At 36.1% G+C, this 14,831-nt stretch carries 10 protein-coding genes; 8 read left to right on the top strand and 2 right to left on the bottom strand.

From position 1 onward, the window contains the following. Window positions 1–227 precede the first annotated feature (227 nt). The 4 genes from ACTYA4_RS09325 (at window position 228) to ACTYA4_RS09310 (ending at window position 6,743) form a co-directional block, all read left to right on the top strand. Window positions 228–1,613: a murein hydrolase activator EnvC family protein gene (locus tag ACTYA4_RS09325; RefSeq protein ID WP_443482399.1), complete on the top strand. Its 1,386-nt coding sequence runs from the start codon at window positions 228–230 to the stop codon at window positions 1,611–1,613. Window positions 1,614–2,143: 530 nt separating this feature from the next. Next, window positions 2,144–2,479, top strand: coding sequence for an ArsR/SmtB family transcription factor (locus ACTYA4_RS09320; RefSeq protein ID WP_443482456.1), 336 nt, complete (start codon window positions 2,144–2,146; stop codon window positions 2,477–2,479). A gap of 264 nt (window positions 2,480–2,743) precedes the next feature. Further along, window positions 2,744–5,113, top strand: coding sequence for a heavy metal translocating P-type ATPase (locus ACTYA4_RS09315; protein WP_443482398.1), 2,370 nt, complete (start codon window positions 2,744–2,746; stop codon window positions 5,111–5,113). 205 nt (window positions 5,114–5,318) lie between these two features. Then, window positions 5,319–6,743 (top strand): S41 family peptidase, encoded by a 1,425-nt coding sequence (locus tag ACTYA4_RS09310; protein ID WP_443482397.1) that lies wholly within the window; start codon window positions 5,319–5,321, stop codon window positions 6,741–6,743. Window positions 6,744–6,885: 142 nt separating this feature from the next. On the opposite strand, the gene ACTYA4_RS09305 is transcribed toward ACTYA4_RS09310, so the two are convergent. Next, window positions 6,886–7,767: a PhzF family protein gene (locus tag ACTYA4_RS09305; protein ID WP_443482455.1), complete on the bottom strand. Its 882-nt coding sequence runs from the start codon at window positions 7,765–7,767 to the stop codon at window positions 6,886–6,888. Window positions 7,768–8,429: 662 nt separating this feature from the next. After that, the gene (locus ACTYA4_RS09300) at window positions 8,430–8,813 is read right to left on the bottom strand and encodes a winged helix-turn-helix transcriptional regulator (protein ID WP_443482395.1); all 384 of its coding nucleotides are present in this window, start codon (window positions 8,811–8,813) and stop codon (window positions 8,430–8,432) included. A gap of 300 nt (window positions 8,814–9,113) precedes the next feature. Between ACTYA4_RS09300 and ACTYA4_RS09295 the strand changes: the two genes are divergently transcribed. The 4 genes from ACTYA4_RS09295 to tkt all read left to right on the top strand — a co-directional run bounded on the left by ACTYA4_RS09295 (window position 9,114) and on the right by tkt (window position 14,683). Further along, window positions 9,114–10,310 (top strand): MFS transporter, encoded by a 1,197-nt coding sequence (locus ACTYA4_RS09295; protein ID WP_443482394.1) that lies wholly within the window; start codon window positions 9,114–9,116, stop codon window positions 10,308–10,310. A gap of 354 nt (window positions 10,311–10,664) precedes the next feature. Further along, entirely contained in the window at window positions 10,665–11,510 is an 846-nt protein-coding gene (gene pgoN / locus ACTYA4_RS09290; RefSeq protein ID WP_443482393.1) for a glyoxal/methylglyoxal reductase, read from the top strand. A 235-nt stretch (window positions 11,511–11,745) separates the two neighbouring features. Further along, a complete protein-coding gene (locus ACTYA4_RS09285; RefSeq protein WP_445505599.1) occupies window positions 11,746–12,615 on the top strand; it encodes a 6-phosphofructokinase in 870 nt (289 codons plus the stop codon). A 52-nt stretch (window positions 12,616–12,667) separates the two neighbouring features. Beyond that, window positions 12,668–14,683, top strand: coding sequence for a transketolase (tkt, locus tag ACTYA4_RS09280; RefSeq protein ID WP_443482391.1), 2,016 nt, complete (start codon window positions 12,668–12,670; stop codon window positions 14,681–14,683). Window positions 14,684–14,831: the final 148 nt, after the last annotated feature.

Genomic DNA, 14,831 nt, shown 5'->3' with positions numbered 1-14,831 from the left:
TAGAGACGACAACGAAGAGATTGGACGGCAATGGTTCCCGGACTTTTTGTCTTTAAAACAACTAATTTTATAGATACAAAAGAAAGACGATATATCAATGGTTTTTACCCCGCATGATAGTTTCTGTCTCTCATGTGGGGATATTTTATATGTTGCGAAATGATTATACATAAAAAGTAAATAGACTTTTACATAATCGTAACGAAGTGGGGAAAGGAGCTGTACCCTTGAAAAAATCTATCGTGAAATTAACGGTTGTTGCGACCCTTGGAATTGGCGTCGTCGTAACACAGGCACCAAATACTATTGCGTTTGCGAATTCCTTAAATGAACTCAATCAAGAGAAAAAAGAGATTGAAAACAAACAAAATAATGTGGAAACGAAATTAACTGATAAACATGAAGAAATTAGTGATGTCAAAGATCAACAATCAAATGTAAAAGCGGAAATTGCACGGCTAAATACCGCTATCTCCAGTACACAAGTGAAAATTATTGAAAAAAAAGAACAAGTCTCTACTACGAAAGCAGAGATTAAAAAATTAGAAGCACAAATTAAAGAGGTAAAAGAAAGAATAGAAAAACGAAATGAGCTGTTAAAAGATAGAGCCAGATCGTATCAAGAAACAGGTGGAGCTGTCAGTTATATCGATGTACTAATGGGCTCACAAAGCTTTAGTGATTTTATTGACCGAATGGGTGCGGTTGCTACTATTTTAGAAGCAGACCAGGATATTCTAAGAGAACAAGAAGCGGATAAGAAGCTGTTAGAACAATCACAAGCGGAACTAAAAACAAAGTTAAGTTCACTTGAAAAAATGTTAAGTGACTTAGAGAACATGAAGTCTAGTTTAAATGGACAAAAAAAAGAAAAAGATAATTTAATGGCGAAGCTGAAAAAAGAAGAAAATCATATTCATGCAGAAATGCTGTCATTAGAAGAAGAAGAAGCGATTTTAGCAGATCAAAAAGTGGCGATGGAAAAAGCGATTCAGCTCGAGAAGGTACGTATTGCAGAAGCAGCAAGAAGAGCAGAGCTTGCAAGAAAAGCTGAGTTAGAAAGAAAGAGAAAAGCAGCGGCGGCGGCAGCGGCAGAAGCTGCTGCAAAAGCAAATAGTACAAGTGACTCTAGTTCTTCTTCCGACACCGACACTAGCTCCGGCACGGAAAGTTCTTATACTGAGACCGTACCAGCACCTGCAGTTTCAGCTGGCAGTTTTACAAGACCGGCAAGCGGTTATATTTCATCGGGGTTAGGAATGCGTTGGGGTTCATTCCATGCTGGAGTTGATATTGCAGCAAGTGGTACGGTGCCAGTTGTGGCAGCTGCAGATGGTGTCGTGATTCGATCTTATACATCATCCAGTTATGGAGAAGTTATTTTTGTCTCTCATTACATTGATGGACAGGTTTATACAACTGTTTATGCTCATTTACAATCTGGAAGCAGAGCTGTTGGTACAGGACAAGTGGTACACAAAGGTCAACAGATTGGTTTAATGGGAAATACAGGTGAATCTTTCGGTCAGCATTTACATTTTGAATTACATAAGGGCGAATGGAATGCGGCAAAATCAAATGCCATCAATCCAATTGGCATTGTACCGATGTAAAAAACTAAATACAGAAATATCATCAAAACAGTCTGGTTATATGAACCGGCTGTTTTTTTAATTAGATGGCTGTCTAGCTTCAGGCTTGTACATTTCTTTAAGAGAGAATGTCGGATTTTAGCGGTTTTTGTCAAAAAATCGATAAATCGGAAAAAAAGAAGATAAATCCGACAAAAAAGAAGATAAATATAGAAAATAGAAGATAAAACCAATAAAAAAGAAGATAAAAGGATTTTTTGTTATGCTAAGAGGAAAGAAGGCAATGTAATTGACTATCGCCTCTATAAGAAGGGGTGGGATGGGTGTGACAAGTTCTTTTGAAATGAGGAAAAACTTTTCTATGTTATAATAAAGAAAATGTTTTTAGGTTGTTCAAAAAGTCCGGGAAAAATAGCTGTCGAATTTCTGCGTCAGTTTGCTTCAACCGCTCCTACGCTTCGGTGCTCTAAGCTAGACTTCCATGAAGTTTTCGGCTCTTTTTATCCTCCTTTTTGAACACCTACTTTAAAACAGAGGAGTAAGTGGAAAAGATGACAACCTTTGATAATAATGATCGGCCAATAGACGATTCGAAAAATCAACTGGATGAAGAAACTTTATTTATTGTGTCGCAAACTTTTAAAGCATTATCCGACCCTACAAGAATCAGAATTCTTCATTTGCTTTCAGAAAAACCCCATTCTGTTAACGAAATTGCTGAAAGCCTGGAAATGCTGCAATCAACCGTTTCTCATCAATTACGGTTTTTAAAGAATCTCCGCCTTGTTAAATATCGTAGAGAAGGAACAACGATGATTTATTCTTGTGATGATGAACATGTAATGGGAGTATTACAACAAATGATTGATCACGCGATGCATCATTAATTAGGTAGAATGACTGGTGAGGGGGGGATACTATTCACTTTATTATGACAATAAAGTGAATAATATCGTCCCTTTTAAAAAATAATAGGAATATACATTGACAGTTTGTAAGATTCCTTCATATAATAAATATGTATATATGAGTAAATGTTCATATATTGTTTGGTATTCAAAATGAAGTTGTTTAAATAAATATTTTCATGGAAATAAAATCATCCAATTTTAATAGAGTAAACGAGAATTCACAAGAAAGAGGAGATTAATGTGAATGAGGCGAAACAGCTGGCAAAAAAAGAATATTTATTAGAAGGTCTTGATTGTGCAAATTGTGCGATGAAAATCGAAAAAGGGATTGCCTCTATTTCTGGAGTGGACAACTGCTCGGTAAACTTTGCTACACAAACTTTATCGATGCAAGTAAATAAGCAGGATGAAGAGGAAATTATAACGAAAACACAAAAAAAAATTCATACATTAGAACCGCATATTAAAGTAAAAGAAAAACAGAAAAACCAAGCTTCCAGCGCAACCTTGGTTTTAGAAAACTTAGATTGTGCAAACTGCGCCGCAAAAATAGAAAAAGAAGTGGTAAAGATAGACGGTGTTGCTGCTGCATCTGTCGATTTTGTCGCAAAAAAACTTATAATAGAAGCACCACGCCGAGAGCTTGATCACTTGATAGAACAAGCAACCGCTATAATAAAGCGTATAGAACCACAAGTAACAGTGCGCCACGCTAATCAAAAAGATCATGGACATGAACATAGCCATGATCATGGAAGTGAAAATACGAAGAAGATGATTGTTCGATTAGGAATGGGAGCTGTAGTGGCAAGCATCGGTTTATTTGCACCACTTTCTGCTTTTACGGAGTTTCTTCTTTTTCTCCTTGCTTATCTTATCATCGGCGGAGATATTGTTTTGCGAGCGGTTAAAAATATCATGCGTGGTCAATGGTTTGATGAACATTTTCTAATGGCGATTGCCACAATTGGTGCATTTGCTGTGCAGCAATATCCAGAAGGTGTCGCAGTGATGTTCTTTTATCAAATTGGCGAATTGTTTCAAGGGATTGCCGTTAACCGTTCTCGCAAATCAATCAGCAGCTTAATGAATATACGTCCTGATTATGCCAATATAAAAGTAGGGAACGATATAAAGCAAATCTCCCCTGAAGAAGTAGGCATTGGCGATACGATTGTTGTGAAACCAGGAGAGAAGGTTCCTCTTGATGGAAAAGTAATCGAAGGAAATTCGATGGTAGATACATCGGCATTAACCGGAGAATCACTGCCAAGAGAAGTAGAAACAGGCAGCGAGGTTTTAAGTGGTTTTATTAATAAAAACGGTGTATTAACAGTAGAAGTAACGAAGGAATATGGCGAATCAACTGTTTCGAAAATACTGGAATTAGTGCAAAATGCAAGCAGCCGCAAAGCACCGACAGAAAATTTTATCACAAAATTTGCGCGTTTTTATACACCGGTAGTAGTTATTATTGCGGCTATGTTAGCTATCATTCCTCCGTTATTGATTAGCAGCGCCACTTTCTCGGAGTGGGTGTACCGGGCATTGATCTTTTTAGTTATCTCTTGTCCATGTGCATTGGTTGTATCTATACCGCTTGGATTTTTTGGCGGTATTGGCGCAGCATCTAAATCAGGAATTCTTGTAAAAGGAAGCAACTATTTAGAAGCGTTAAATGATGTGAAATATGTTGTGTTTGATAAAACAGGTACATTAACAAAAGGAGTATTTGCAGTAGCATCTATCCAACCTGTTAGTGGGATAAGAGAAGAAGAACTGTTAAAACACGCTGTTTATGCAGAAAGTCATTCTAATCATCCGATCGCTTTATCGATTCGTAAGGCTTATACGGAAGAAATTGACGCAGAAAAAGTACAAGATTATCAGGAAATTTCAGGACATGGCATACAAGTAATGGTGGATGGAAAAGAAATTTTAGCTGGAAATCATAAATTGATGGAAAAAGAAACAATTGATTTTATTCCTGTTCAAGAAGTTGGAACAGTTATCTATGTTGCTGTAGACAAACAATTCATTGGATCAATCGTTATTTCGGATCAAATAAAAGATGATGCTCCGGAAGCAATCAAAGCGTTAAAAGAGCTCGGAATAAAAAAGACGATTATGTTAACAGGGGATAGCAAAACAGTTGCTGAAAAAGTTGGCAAAGAGTTAAAACTTGATGAAGTTCACGCAGAGCTATTACCACAAAATAAAGTAGAACAAATTGAAAGATTAGACAAGTTAAAAGCGCAAAATGATAAGGTTTTATTTGTGGGTGATGGCATTAATGATACACCTGTATTAGCGAGAGCGGATGTTGGCATGGCAATGGGCGGCCTTGGTTCTGATGCGGCAATTGAAGCAGCTGATATTGTCATTATGACAGATGAACCGTCCAAAATAGCAACAGCCATTAAGATTGCGAAACGGACGCGAAGCATTGTTTGGCAAAACATTGTATTTGCTCTTGGCGTAAAAGGAGTATTTCTTTTATTAGGAGCCTTTGGGATTGCAACGATGTGGGAAGCAGTATTTTCTGATGTTGGAGTTACGCTGCTCGCGGTTCTAAATGCAATGAGAGTATTGAAAGTGAAGAATATATAATCGAGAAAGGAGCTTTCTATAATAGGGAAACTCCTTTCTTTATGGTGCAACGGCGAGAAAAAGGAGTGCAATAACGGTAAAAAGAAATTACTACAAGATTCCATATACAGAGACAAATCATTTCATCATAACTTGTCCGTGTTCCACATATAATTGAAGCAATGTATGGGAGGAAGTTTCAGTTAATGTAGAAAGGGCGATCACGATGAATCGAAAATGGCTGGCAATTTGTATGACAGGCTCTCTTCTGACAGGAGCAGGTGGTACCTATATTGGAATGAGTGCTTTTAATAAAGAGAAACAGGAGATGAACACGTATACACAAGATAGTGAGACAGACTCTTTAGTAAAGGTAAAAACAGCATACGAGTTGATTTTTCATAATTATGTACAAAAAGTGGACAAAGAGAAGCTTGAAGAAGGGGCGATTAAAGGAATGCTCTCCACTTTAGATGACCCTTATTCTGTTTATATGGATAAAGATACAGCGAAACAGTTTGATCAAGCACTGGACCCTTCATTTGAGGGGATAGGAGCAGAGATAAGCACCGAAGATGGAAAAATCGTGATTGTTTCGCCTATAAAAGATTCTCCGGCAGAAAAAGCAGGAATAAAACCAAATGATGAAATCGTAAAAGTGGACGGACAAAATATAAAAGGGGAGGATTTATACGAAGTCATTAAAAAGATACGTGGGAAAAAAGGGTCGGAAGTAGATTTAGAGATTGAAAGACCTGGTGTAGACAACCCAATTTCTGTGACTGTTGTACGTGATGAAGTGCCGCAAATTACTGTTTATTCATCGATAAAAAGAGACGGTGGAGAGAATATCGGCTATTTGCAAATCACCTCTTTTTCAGAAGAAACAGCTTCTGAGTTCAAAACTGCCATGAAATCTTTAGAAAAAACAGGCATTTCTGGCTTGATTTTAGATGTACGCGGCAATCCAGGTGGACTTCTTCCGAGTGTAAATAGTATTTTAGAAGAGTTTGTACCTGCACAAAAACCATATGTACAAATCGAGCGTCGAGATGGAAAAAAAGAAAAGTTTTACTCACATTTAAAAACCAAAAAAGACTATCCAGTAGTAGTCCTTGTCGATAAAGGCAGTGCATCCGCTTCTGAAATTTTAGCAGGAGCCTTAAAAGAAGCAGCAAACTATACATTAATCGGCGAAAGAACTTTTGGAAAAGGCACGGTTCAACAAGCTGTTCCAATGGGAGATGGAAGCAAAATCAAATTAACGTTGTTTAAATGGTTAACACCAGATGGGAATTGGATTCATAAAAAGGGAATCCAACCTAATTTAGTAGTAGAACAAACAGCATTATATCAAACCCATCCATTGCAGATAAAAGAAACATTAAAAAGGGAAAATAATGATGAGCAAGTAAAATACGCACAAGAAATATTAACAAGCTTAGGATATAGAACGGATCGGGAAGATGGATATTACAGCTCACAAACGGAAACGGCTGTTAAGGCATTTCAAAATCAGAATGGGCTGCAGGCAACCGGAATGATTGATGCACATACTGCTTCAAAATTGCAGGAAGAAGTTCGGTCAGAAATGAAAAAAGAAGAAAATGATATTCAGCTGCAAATGGCGCTGCGGTATATTGTAAGGTAAAGGTTTGAAAAAACTTCTATAAAATATCAGCCTTTTTTCCGGCATAAAGTGGTTTTCATTCACAATAGGATAGAAAAAATTAGGCTGATATTTTTAGAATAACTGGTTAATAGTAGAAATTCTCCTTATCGTAAAAAGGATATTATAAAAACCATTCACCCTGAGCAATTTTTTCTACTCTACCACCTACATTTATGTTGATTTTCCCATTATCAATATTAGCTTTTAAAAACAATAAAGAAGATCTGTTGATTTCATATCCTTGTTCTACACGTATGTTTATTTCACTTTTTTCGAAATACCGATATTTAACCAAATAAGCAGCTAAACAACCATTGGCACTTCCAGTTGCAGCATCTTCAGGAACACCATAATAATCTGCAAAGTCTCGAACATTTACATCATTCTCTGTATGATACGTTTCTGGAGAAAAAACCATTATAGCTTTAGCGTCTGTTTGTGCAATTAACTCAAAGTATTTTTCTTTATTTATTTTTACTTTTTTTACAGCTTCTAAAGACTTTAAAGGTACAATGATCACTGGAAGTCCAGTTGAAACTTCTTGAATAGGAAATCTATTGTCTATGTATTCTTGATTAATATTTAAAATATCAGAAACCTGATTTTTATCTAAAACTTTACCAAAAGTCGGTTCATTTTGTTTCATCCATAGAATTTCTTCATGATTGTCAAACGTAACTGGAATTTGTCCAGCTTTAAAATTTAATGTAAGCTTCTCCAAAGGTTTCTCTAATATTTCGTTTTGAATAATAAAAGCCGTTCCTAAAGTAGGATGTCCTGCAAAAGGTACCTCCTCATTAGGTGTAAAAATTCGAACGTCATAACCGTCGTCTTTTTTTGTATTAGATAAAATAAAAGTAGTCTCCGAAAAATTAATTTCCTTCGCTATTTGCTGCATGTCATTGCTCGAAATGTTTCCAGCGTTTTTAAAAACAGCAAGTTGATTGCCTGTATATTTTCCTTGTGAAAATACATCAACAATAGAATAATTCATTTTCACTATAAGTACCCCCTACTTCTTTTGTTAGGAATATACCATTTATTTCATTTTAGTCAAGTTTATTATTTAATGAACTAATTGATATACATGAGAAAATTAACAGTTTATTAGCAAAATGCTGTGAAAATTGGATTCCTCATATTACTTCTGCAATGGATGATCTAATGGAGACGAGTTTCGCTAGCTTTAAACAAAGACATATTGATTTTTCACCATCTTTTAAGCAAACGATATCAAATTTAGCACTTATTGAATTTGAAAATAATGGAAGGGTAGAGTTGCTTCAGAATTACGAAATTATATAATACATCTTATTAATGTGTGTAAGCATTGAGCAAAGCTTTAGTTGAATTTTTATTAATGGTTGGATGGAATTGTTGCTGTTATATTTTAAATTTCATTATAGCCTTTAATACTAAAAAGACCCCACTTTACAATATTTTAGAGAGCAAATAGAGGAACATATAAATAATTTACGAAACAACATTTTTCAAATCATATAGACTAATTATATTTGAAAATGTTAGAAGGTTGAGAAGGCTATCAATTTTTTGACAGTGTCTTCTCAACTTTCTATCCTATTAGCCAATGAAATAGGAGAATCTCTATAACTGTTTACATAATAGGAGAATGATTATTATGGAATTTTTTGATTTTTATCCAGATTATTTATTTAAAATACTATCCTCTAGCATCAACTTTTCATCGCCATACACCTTAGCGATATGTTTTTTTCCCCAATTGCATAAGTCATCTAAAATACTTTCTAGGCTTTTTCCGTATTCACTTAATTCATATTCTACTTTTGGCGGAATTTGCTGGTAAATAATTCGGTTAATGACGCCATCTTCTTCTAATTCTCGCAGCTGCTGGGTGAGCATTTTTTGGGTAATATTTGGCATTAGTCGTTTTAATTCACTCGTCCGTTTTTTTCCATGAGTTAAATGACAAAGAATCACACACTTCCATTTACCGCCGATTACTTCGAGTGTTGCTTCTACCGAAATATTATATTTTTTTTGAGTTGGTTCTAATTTTTTATTCGTCATTTCAGCTATACTCCTTTTTTATTATTTTAACAAAATATTATCAATGGGAAATAAGGTTAATCAAAAGCGTATGCTTTTCGACGTCTGATAGGCACTAAAAAGTACCTATATATCTTTTTGGTGCCTTCATTACTTAAAAGTACGTACTTTTTTTATCTTCCTATATGATTCATAATAACACTAACCGGTAGAATTGCAATTGATTATTTATCGCTAGTGAGAAAAGTTATATCTATATTGTTTTACCCTAAAACATGTAGGAACGATTATTATTTTTCATAAATAAAGGAGGAGGATACTATGGCTTTACCAAAAAGCAGTATATTAGCACTGTTAGCTTTATCAATAAGTGCTTTTGCGATAGGAACAACTGAATTTATTAGTGTTGGTTTGCTTCCGCTCATTTCAAATGATATGGGCATATCGATTACAACGGCTGGTCTTACAGTATCTGTTTATGCGCTAGGTGTTACAATAGGTGCCCCTGTCTTAACATCTTTAACATCTAATATGCAAAGAAAAACATTGCTGCTGTGGATTATGATTATTTTTATTATTGGAAATGGTATAGCTGCTATTGCTACCAATATAACTGTTTTGCTTGTTGCTCGCATCATTTCTGCATTTTCACATGGTGTGTTCATGTCGATAGGCTCCACTATTGCAGCAGATGTAGTACCAAAGGATAAAAGGGCAACGGCTATTTCGATTATGTTCACAGGATTAACGGTTGCAATCGTAACTGGTGTTCCTTTTGGTACATTTCTTGGTCAGCAGTTCGGTTGGCGAATGGCGTTTTTAGCGATTGTGATTATTGGCCTTATTGCATTCATCGCCAACACGATACTAGTGCCATCCAATTTGCATAAAGGCAGCAAGGTAACATTTAGCGATCAAATTAAATTGGTGAAAAACGGGCGTTTGTTGCTTATGTTTATCATCACAGCATTAGGATATGGTGGGACATTTGTTGTCTTTACGTATTTATCGCCATTATTAAGTGAGATAGCAGGTTTTAAAGAAGGAACGGTTGCTTTGATATTGCTTTTATACGGAATTGCTATTGCAATCGGCAATGTGATTGGCGGCAGGCTCTCTAATAAAAATCCTTTATTGGCCTTGTTTTATATGTTTATCGTGCAAGCGGTTGTCTTATTTATATTAATGGCTGCCATTCCATTTAAAGTTGCTGGTTTACTAACGATTTTCTTTATGGGTTTGTTGGCATTTATGAATGTACCTGGATTGCAAGTGTACGTCGTGATGCTTGCAGAACGATTTGTTCCTACCGCAGTAAATGTGGCATCGGCAATCAATATAGCAGCATTTAATGCTGGCATAGCAATAGGTGCCTATTTAGGAGGAATCGTTACAGATCAGCTTGGCCTCATTCATACTACTTGGGTTGGTGGATTAATGGTTACATTAGCCGTTATTTTAACTGGATATAGTTTAATGTTAGAAAAAAGAACGGTACAAATTGAAGTAGAAGCATAAAACGAAGTACAGAATGAGGAAAGTGGGAGGCGGTAGAGTTTCTGAATAGCAGACTTCTATGTACTTGTAAAAACGCATCAGCGAGAGATTTGCTGCTTCTCATTTTATACTTTGGCTATTTTCTAAAAGTTTGTAGTTTTGAATAAATAATAAACATTGTTGACATACAGAGCAGTCTGAATACACGTAGACTCCTGCGGGAAAAGCGAGAAAGACGAGACCCCACAGGAGCATAGCGACGAGGAGGCTCGGCACTCGTCCGCGGAAAGCGGAGTGTATTCAGGCTGCGGGTTAAATAACAACAATCTATAGGAAAAGAGCCTATACTTTAAAAAACTATTATAGAAAAGGGGAATGGAAAAAATGAATTTACAATCTACAGTTACGTTAGCAAATGGAGTAAAAATGCCGTGGTTAGGTTTAGGAGTTTTTAAAGTAGAAGATGGAGAAACAACTACTTATTCTGTTTCCACCGCGATAAAAAATGGCTACAGAAGCATCGATACAGCAGCAATTTATGATAATGAAACAGGTGTTGGAAAAGGAATTGCAGAAGGAATCGCTGCTGCCGGCATCAAAAGAGAAGATTTATTTATTACTACAAAAGTTTGGAATGACGACTTAGGATACGAAGAAACGTTACAAGCGTTTGAAGTAAGTTTAGAAAAATTAGGGTTGGATTACTTAGATTTATATCTTATTCACTGGCCAAAAGAAGGAAAATATAAAGATGCTTGGAAAGCCATTGAAAAACTATATAAAGATGGAAAAATAAAAGCAATCGGCGTAAGTAACTTCCAAATTCATCACCTAGAAGATTTGATGAAAGATGCAGAAATAAAACCAATGATTAACCAAATAGAACTACATCCACGCTTAACGCAAAAAGAACTTATAAGCTTTAGCCAAAAACATAGTATTCAAGTAGAAGCATGGTCTCCATTAATGCAAGGCCAATTATTAGATAATGAAGAATTACAAGAAATCGCTGCGAAATATAATAAATCAGTTGCACAAGTGATTATTCGTTGGGATTTACAAAATAACATCATTACGATTCCAAAATCTATTAAAGAACACCGTATTATAGAGAATGGCAATGTATTTGATTTTGAATTAACAAAAGAGGAAATGGATCAAATCGATGCATTAAATCAAGATACAAGAGTAGGTCCAGACCCAGATAACTTCGATTTTTAATAGATAAAACAAATAATTAATCTTTGGCTGTCTTGTAAGTTGGTATAACCGACTTATAAGACGGCCTTTTTAAATGGGCTAGTTAAAGAAGATATAAACTGTCTACGACTTCCATCATAGATTGAAACAGAAGGAGAAAAAAATTGGATGGTGTAAGGTGATACCCATTTTCAGAACTTTCCTATATAATACGTGTAGGATGACAACTTGAGATGAAAAGTAGGAGGTAACGAATTTGAAAGTTGGAGTTATCGTATTAGGAATTTTTCCAGCAGGAGTAAAAAAAATTATTTATAAGCTTTATCATGAATTATCACCAAAGCATGACGTAATTGGACTGGAAGTAGGCCATGATAAAAAGGTTTCTTATCGGGAATTAAAGCCGACAAGTGACTCTCCTTATTTAGGTCATTCTATGTTGAAATTATCTGTAATCGATGATGTCTCCAATTGGGAAGAACTTTTTTCCGATATGGATATTGCTATTATTATCGGAGATCAACAAGCAAAAGAAACATGGGAAGTTAAATTGGCTTCTAGCGAAAAAGTCCGTTCACTATTTGTACCAGCTTCGATTTACAATAATATGAAGGAATCTGATTCGTCATTAGGTTATGATACAGCGCTGAACAGTATTACACAAAATATTTTAAAGGTAAAAGATACCATTCATTCTTTAAAATACGATAAGCCAAGATTATTTGGTTTTTCCATTGAAGGACAACCGCCGACAAGTATGCTGCAAGATATAGCGATCGCAGTTGATGGATATTTTTTAGCAAATGATTATGAAATAGGCGAAGTAATAGAATTAAGTGAAAATATTACTAAATCTTTTGATAATTTGAATACTTCAAATGTTTTGATTTATAGTGTATCATTAGCAGATGTAGTTGAAAAAGAAGTAGTAAGTAAAATAGATGCTGATTGGAAATATGCAGAAATCGATGAAGCATTATGCATGGGTACGAACCCAACCGCAATGGACCGAATATTGGCAAATGAATTAGCAGAAGGCATTTTGCTGTGGACTGCAAATGAAAAGCAAACAGGCCAGTTAATCGTGCAAAAAGACGGAATTATTTTTAAAGAAATAAATGGATAAGTAAAAATTGAAAATGATTGAACAACCTTAATAAGTAAAGGAACGGTGAAATATGTCAAACGTAGTAATCAACCAAGTAGAACAAGTTGCCATTAACACAATTAGAACACTGTCCATTGATGCAATTGAAAAATCAAATTCTGGACATCCGGGAATGCCAATGGGTACAGCACCTATGGCTTATACACTATGGGCAAAAGAAATGAACCATAATCCAAATAATCCTAATTGGTTTAACCGTGACCGCTTTGTATTATCTGCAGGACACGGCTCAATGTTATTGTACAGCTTATTGCATTTATTTAAATATGGTGTCACAATCGATGATTTGAAAAATTTCCGTCAATGGGGAAGCAACACGCCAGGACATCCTGAGTATGGTCATACACCAGGAGTAGAAGCGACAACAGGTCCACTTGGTCAAGGGATTGCAATGGCTGTTGGATTGGCAATGGCAGAAAGACATTTAGCTGAAACATATAATAAAGAAAATTATCCAGTTGTCGACCATTACACATACAGCATTTGTGGAGACGGAGATTTAATGGAAGGGGTATCGGCAGAAGCAGCGTCCCTTGCAGGTCATTTAAAATTAGGTCGTTTAGTCGTTTTATATGATTCAAATGATATTTCATTAGACGGTGATTTAAATCTATCATTCTCTGAAAATGTGCAAAAACGTTTTGAATCATACGGATGGGAAGTAATCCGTGTAGAAGATGGCAATGATACAAAAGCAATCCAAGAAGCAATTGCTCAAGCAAAAAAATCTGATGTGCCAACATTAATTGAAGTAAAAACTGTTATTGGCTACGGTTCACCGAATAAAGGCGGAAAATCTGCTTCACATGGTGCACCACTTGGAGCAGAGGAAACATTGCTTGCTAAACAAGCATATGGATGGGAGTATGAGGAAGCATTTTATGTGCCAGAAGAAGTATCTTCCCACTATGATACATTCGTTCAAGCTGGACAGGAAAAAGAAGAAGCATGGAATACACTATTTGCAAGTTATAAAGCGGAATATCCAGAGCTTGCAGAACAGTTGGAATTAGCGCTTAAAGGAGAATTGCCTGCTGATTTACAAGAAAGTCTTCCTGAATTTACAGCTGGAGAACAAATGGCAACAAGAGACGCTTCAGGGAAAACAATTCAAGCTTCTGCAAAAGCGATTCCTGCCTTTTTAGGTGGTTCTGCAGATTTAGCTGGTTCTAATAAAACATTAATTGGGCATGAGAAAAATTTTGCTTTAGACGGGTATGCAGCTAAAAATATTTGGTTCGGTGTTCGTGAATTTGCAATGGGTGCTGCTTTAAATGGAATGGCGCTTCATGGTGGGGTAAAAGTATTTGGCGCAACATTCTTTGTTTTCTCCGATTATTTGCGTCCTGCTATTCGACTTGCTGCATTAATGAAATTACCTGTAATATACGTATTTACACATGACAGCATCGCAGTTGGGGAAGACGGTCCAACACATGAGCCGATTGAACAGCTTGCATCTTTACGTGCAATGCCAGGTTTATCTATTATTCGTCCAGCTGATGCAAAAGAAACGGCAGCTGCTTGGCAAGTTGCGATAGAAAGTCAAGATACACCAACGGCATTAGTATTAACACGTCAAGCATTGCCGATCTTAGATGTGACAAAGGCAGAAGCATATGAAGGCGTAAAAAATGGTGCTTATATCGTATCCAAAGCAAAAGAAGAAGCAGAAGCGCTGATTCTTGCAACGGGCTCTGAAGTATCGTTGGCGGTTAAAGCGCAAACTGCTCTAGAAGAAGAAGGGATTTTTGCTCAAGTTGTCAGCATGCCAAGCTGGGATTTATTCGAAAAACAGTCTGCTGAGTACAAAGAAACGGTTCTTCCAGAAAACATTTCGGCACGAGTTGGGATTGAAGCAGGTGCTTCTTTAGGCTGGAGAGAATATGTCGGCGCAAAAGGGGAACTTATTACGATTGATCATTTTGGTGCATCCGCTCCTGCAGATAAGTTATTTGCAGAATATGGATTTACAGTAGAAAATGTAGTGACAAAAGTAAAAGCAGCTATAGCTAAAACAAAATAATTTGTTTATGTACCAGACCTTTATCACTTTTTAGTGAAGGTCTGGTATTTTTTTTTGTGGTAAAGGGGTCGGAGCTGCGCCAACTTCAATAGGAAAACAAAAGTGATGGTGCTTTGTGGTTTGTTTTATTCTTATAGAGGGTTTGGAG

It is taken from the genome of Niallia yueguangensis, assembly GCF_052663115.1.
Note: the sequence above shows the minus strand (reverse complement) of the source record. Positions and strands in the feature narration are given on the sequence as shown.

Coding starts and splice junctions, on each gene's coding strand:
- ACTYA4_RS09295 (WP_443482394.1), top strand. CDS start 9,114: ATGGCTTTACCAAAAAGCAGTATATTAGCACTGTTAGCTTTATCAATA.
- tkt (WP_443482391.1), top strand. CDS start 12,668: ATGTCAAACGTAGTAATCAACCAAGTAGAACAAGTTGCCATTAACACA.
- ACTYA4_RS09310 (WP_443482397.1), top strand. CDS start 5,319: ATGAATCGAAAATGGCTGGCAATTTGTATGACAGGCTCTCTTCTGACA.
- pgoN (WP_443482393.1), top strand. CDS start 10,665: ATGGAAAAAATGAATTTACAATCTACAGTTACGTTAGCAAATGGAGTA.
- ACTYA4_RS09320 (WP_443482456.1), top strand. CDS start 2,144: ATGACAACCTTTGATAATAATGATCGGCCAATAGACGATTCGAAAAAT.
- ACTYA4_RS09300 (WP_443482395.1), bottom strand. CDS start 8,813: ATGACGAATAAAAAATTAGAACCAACTCAAAAAAAATATAATATTTCG.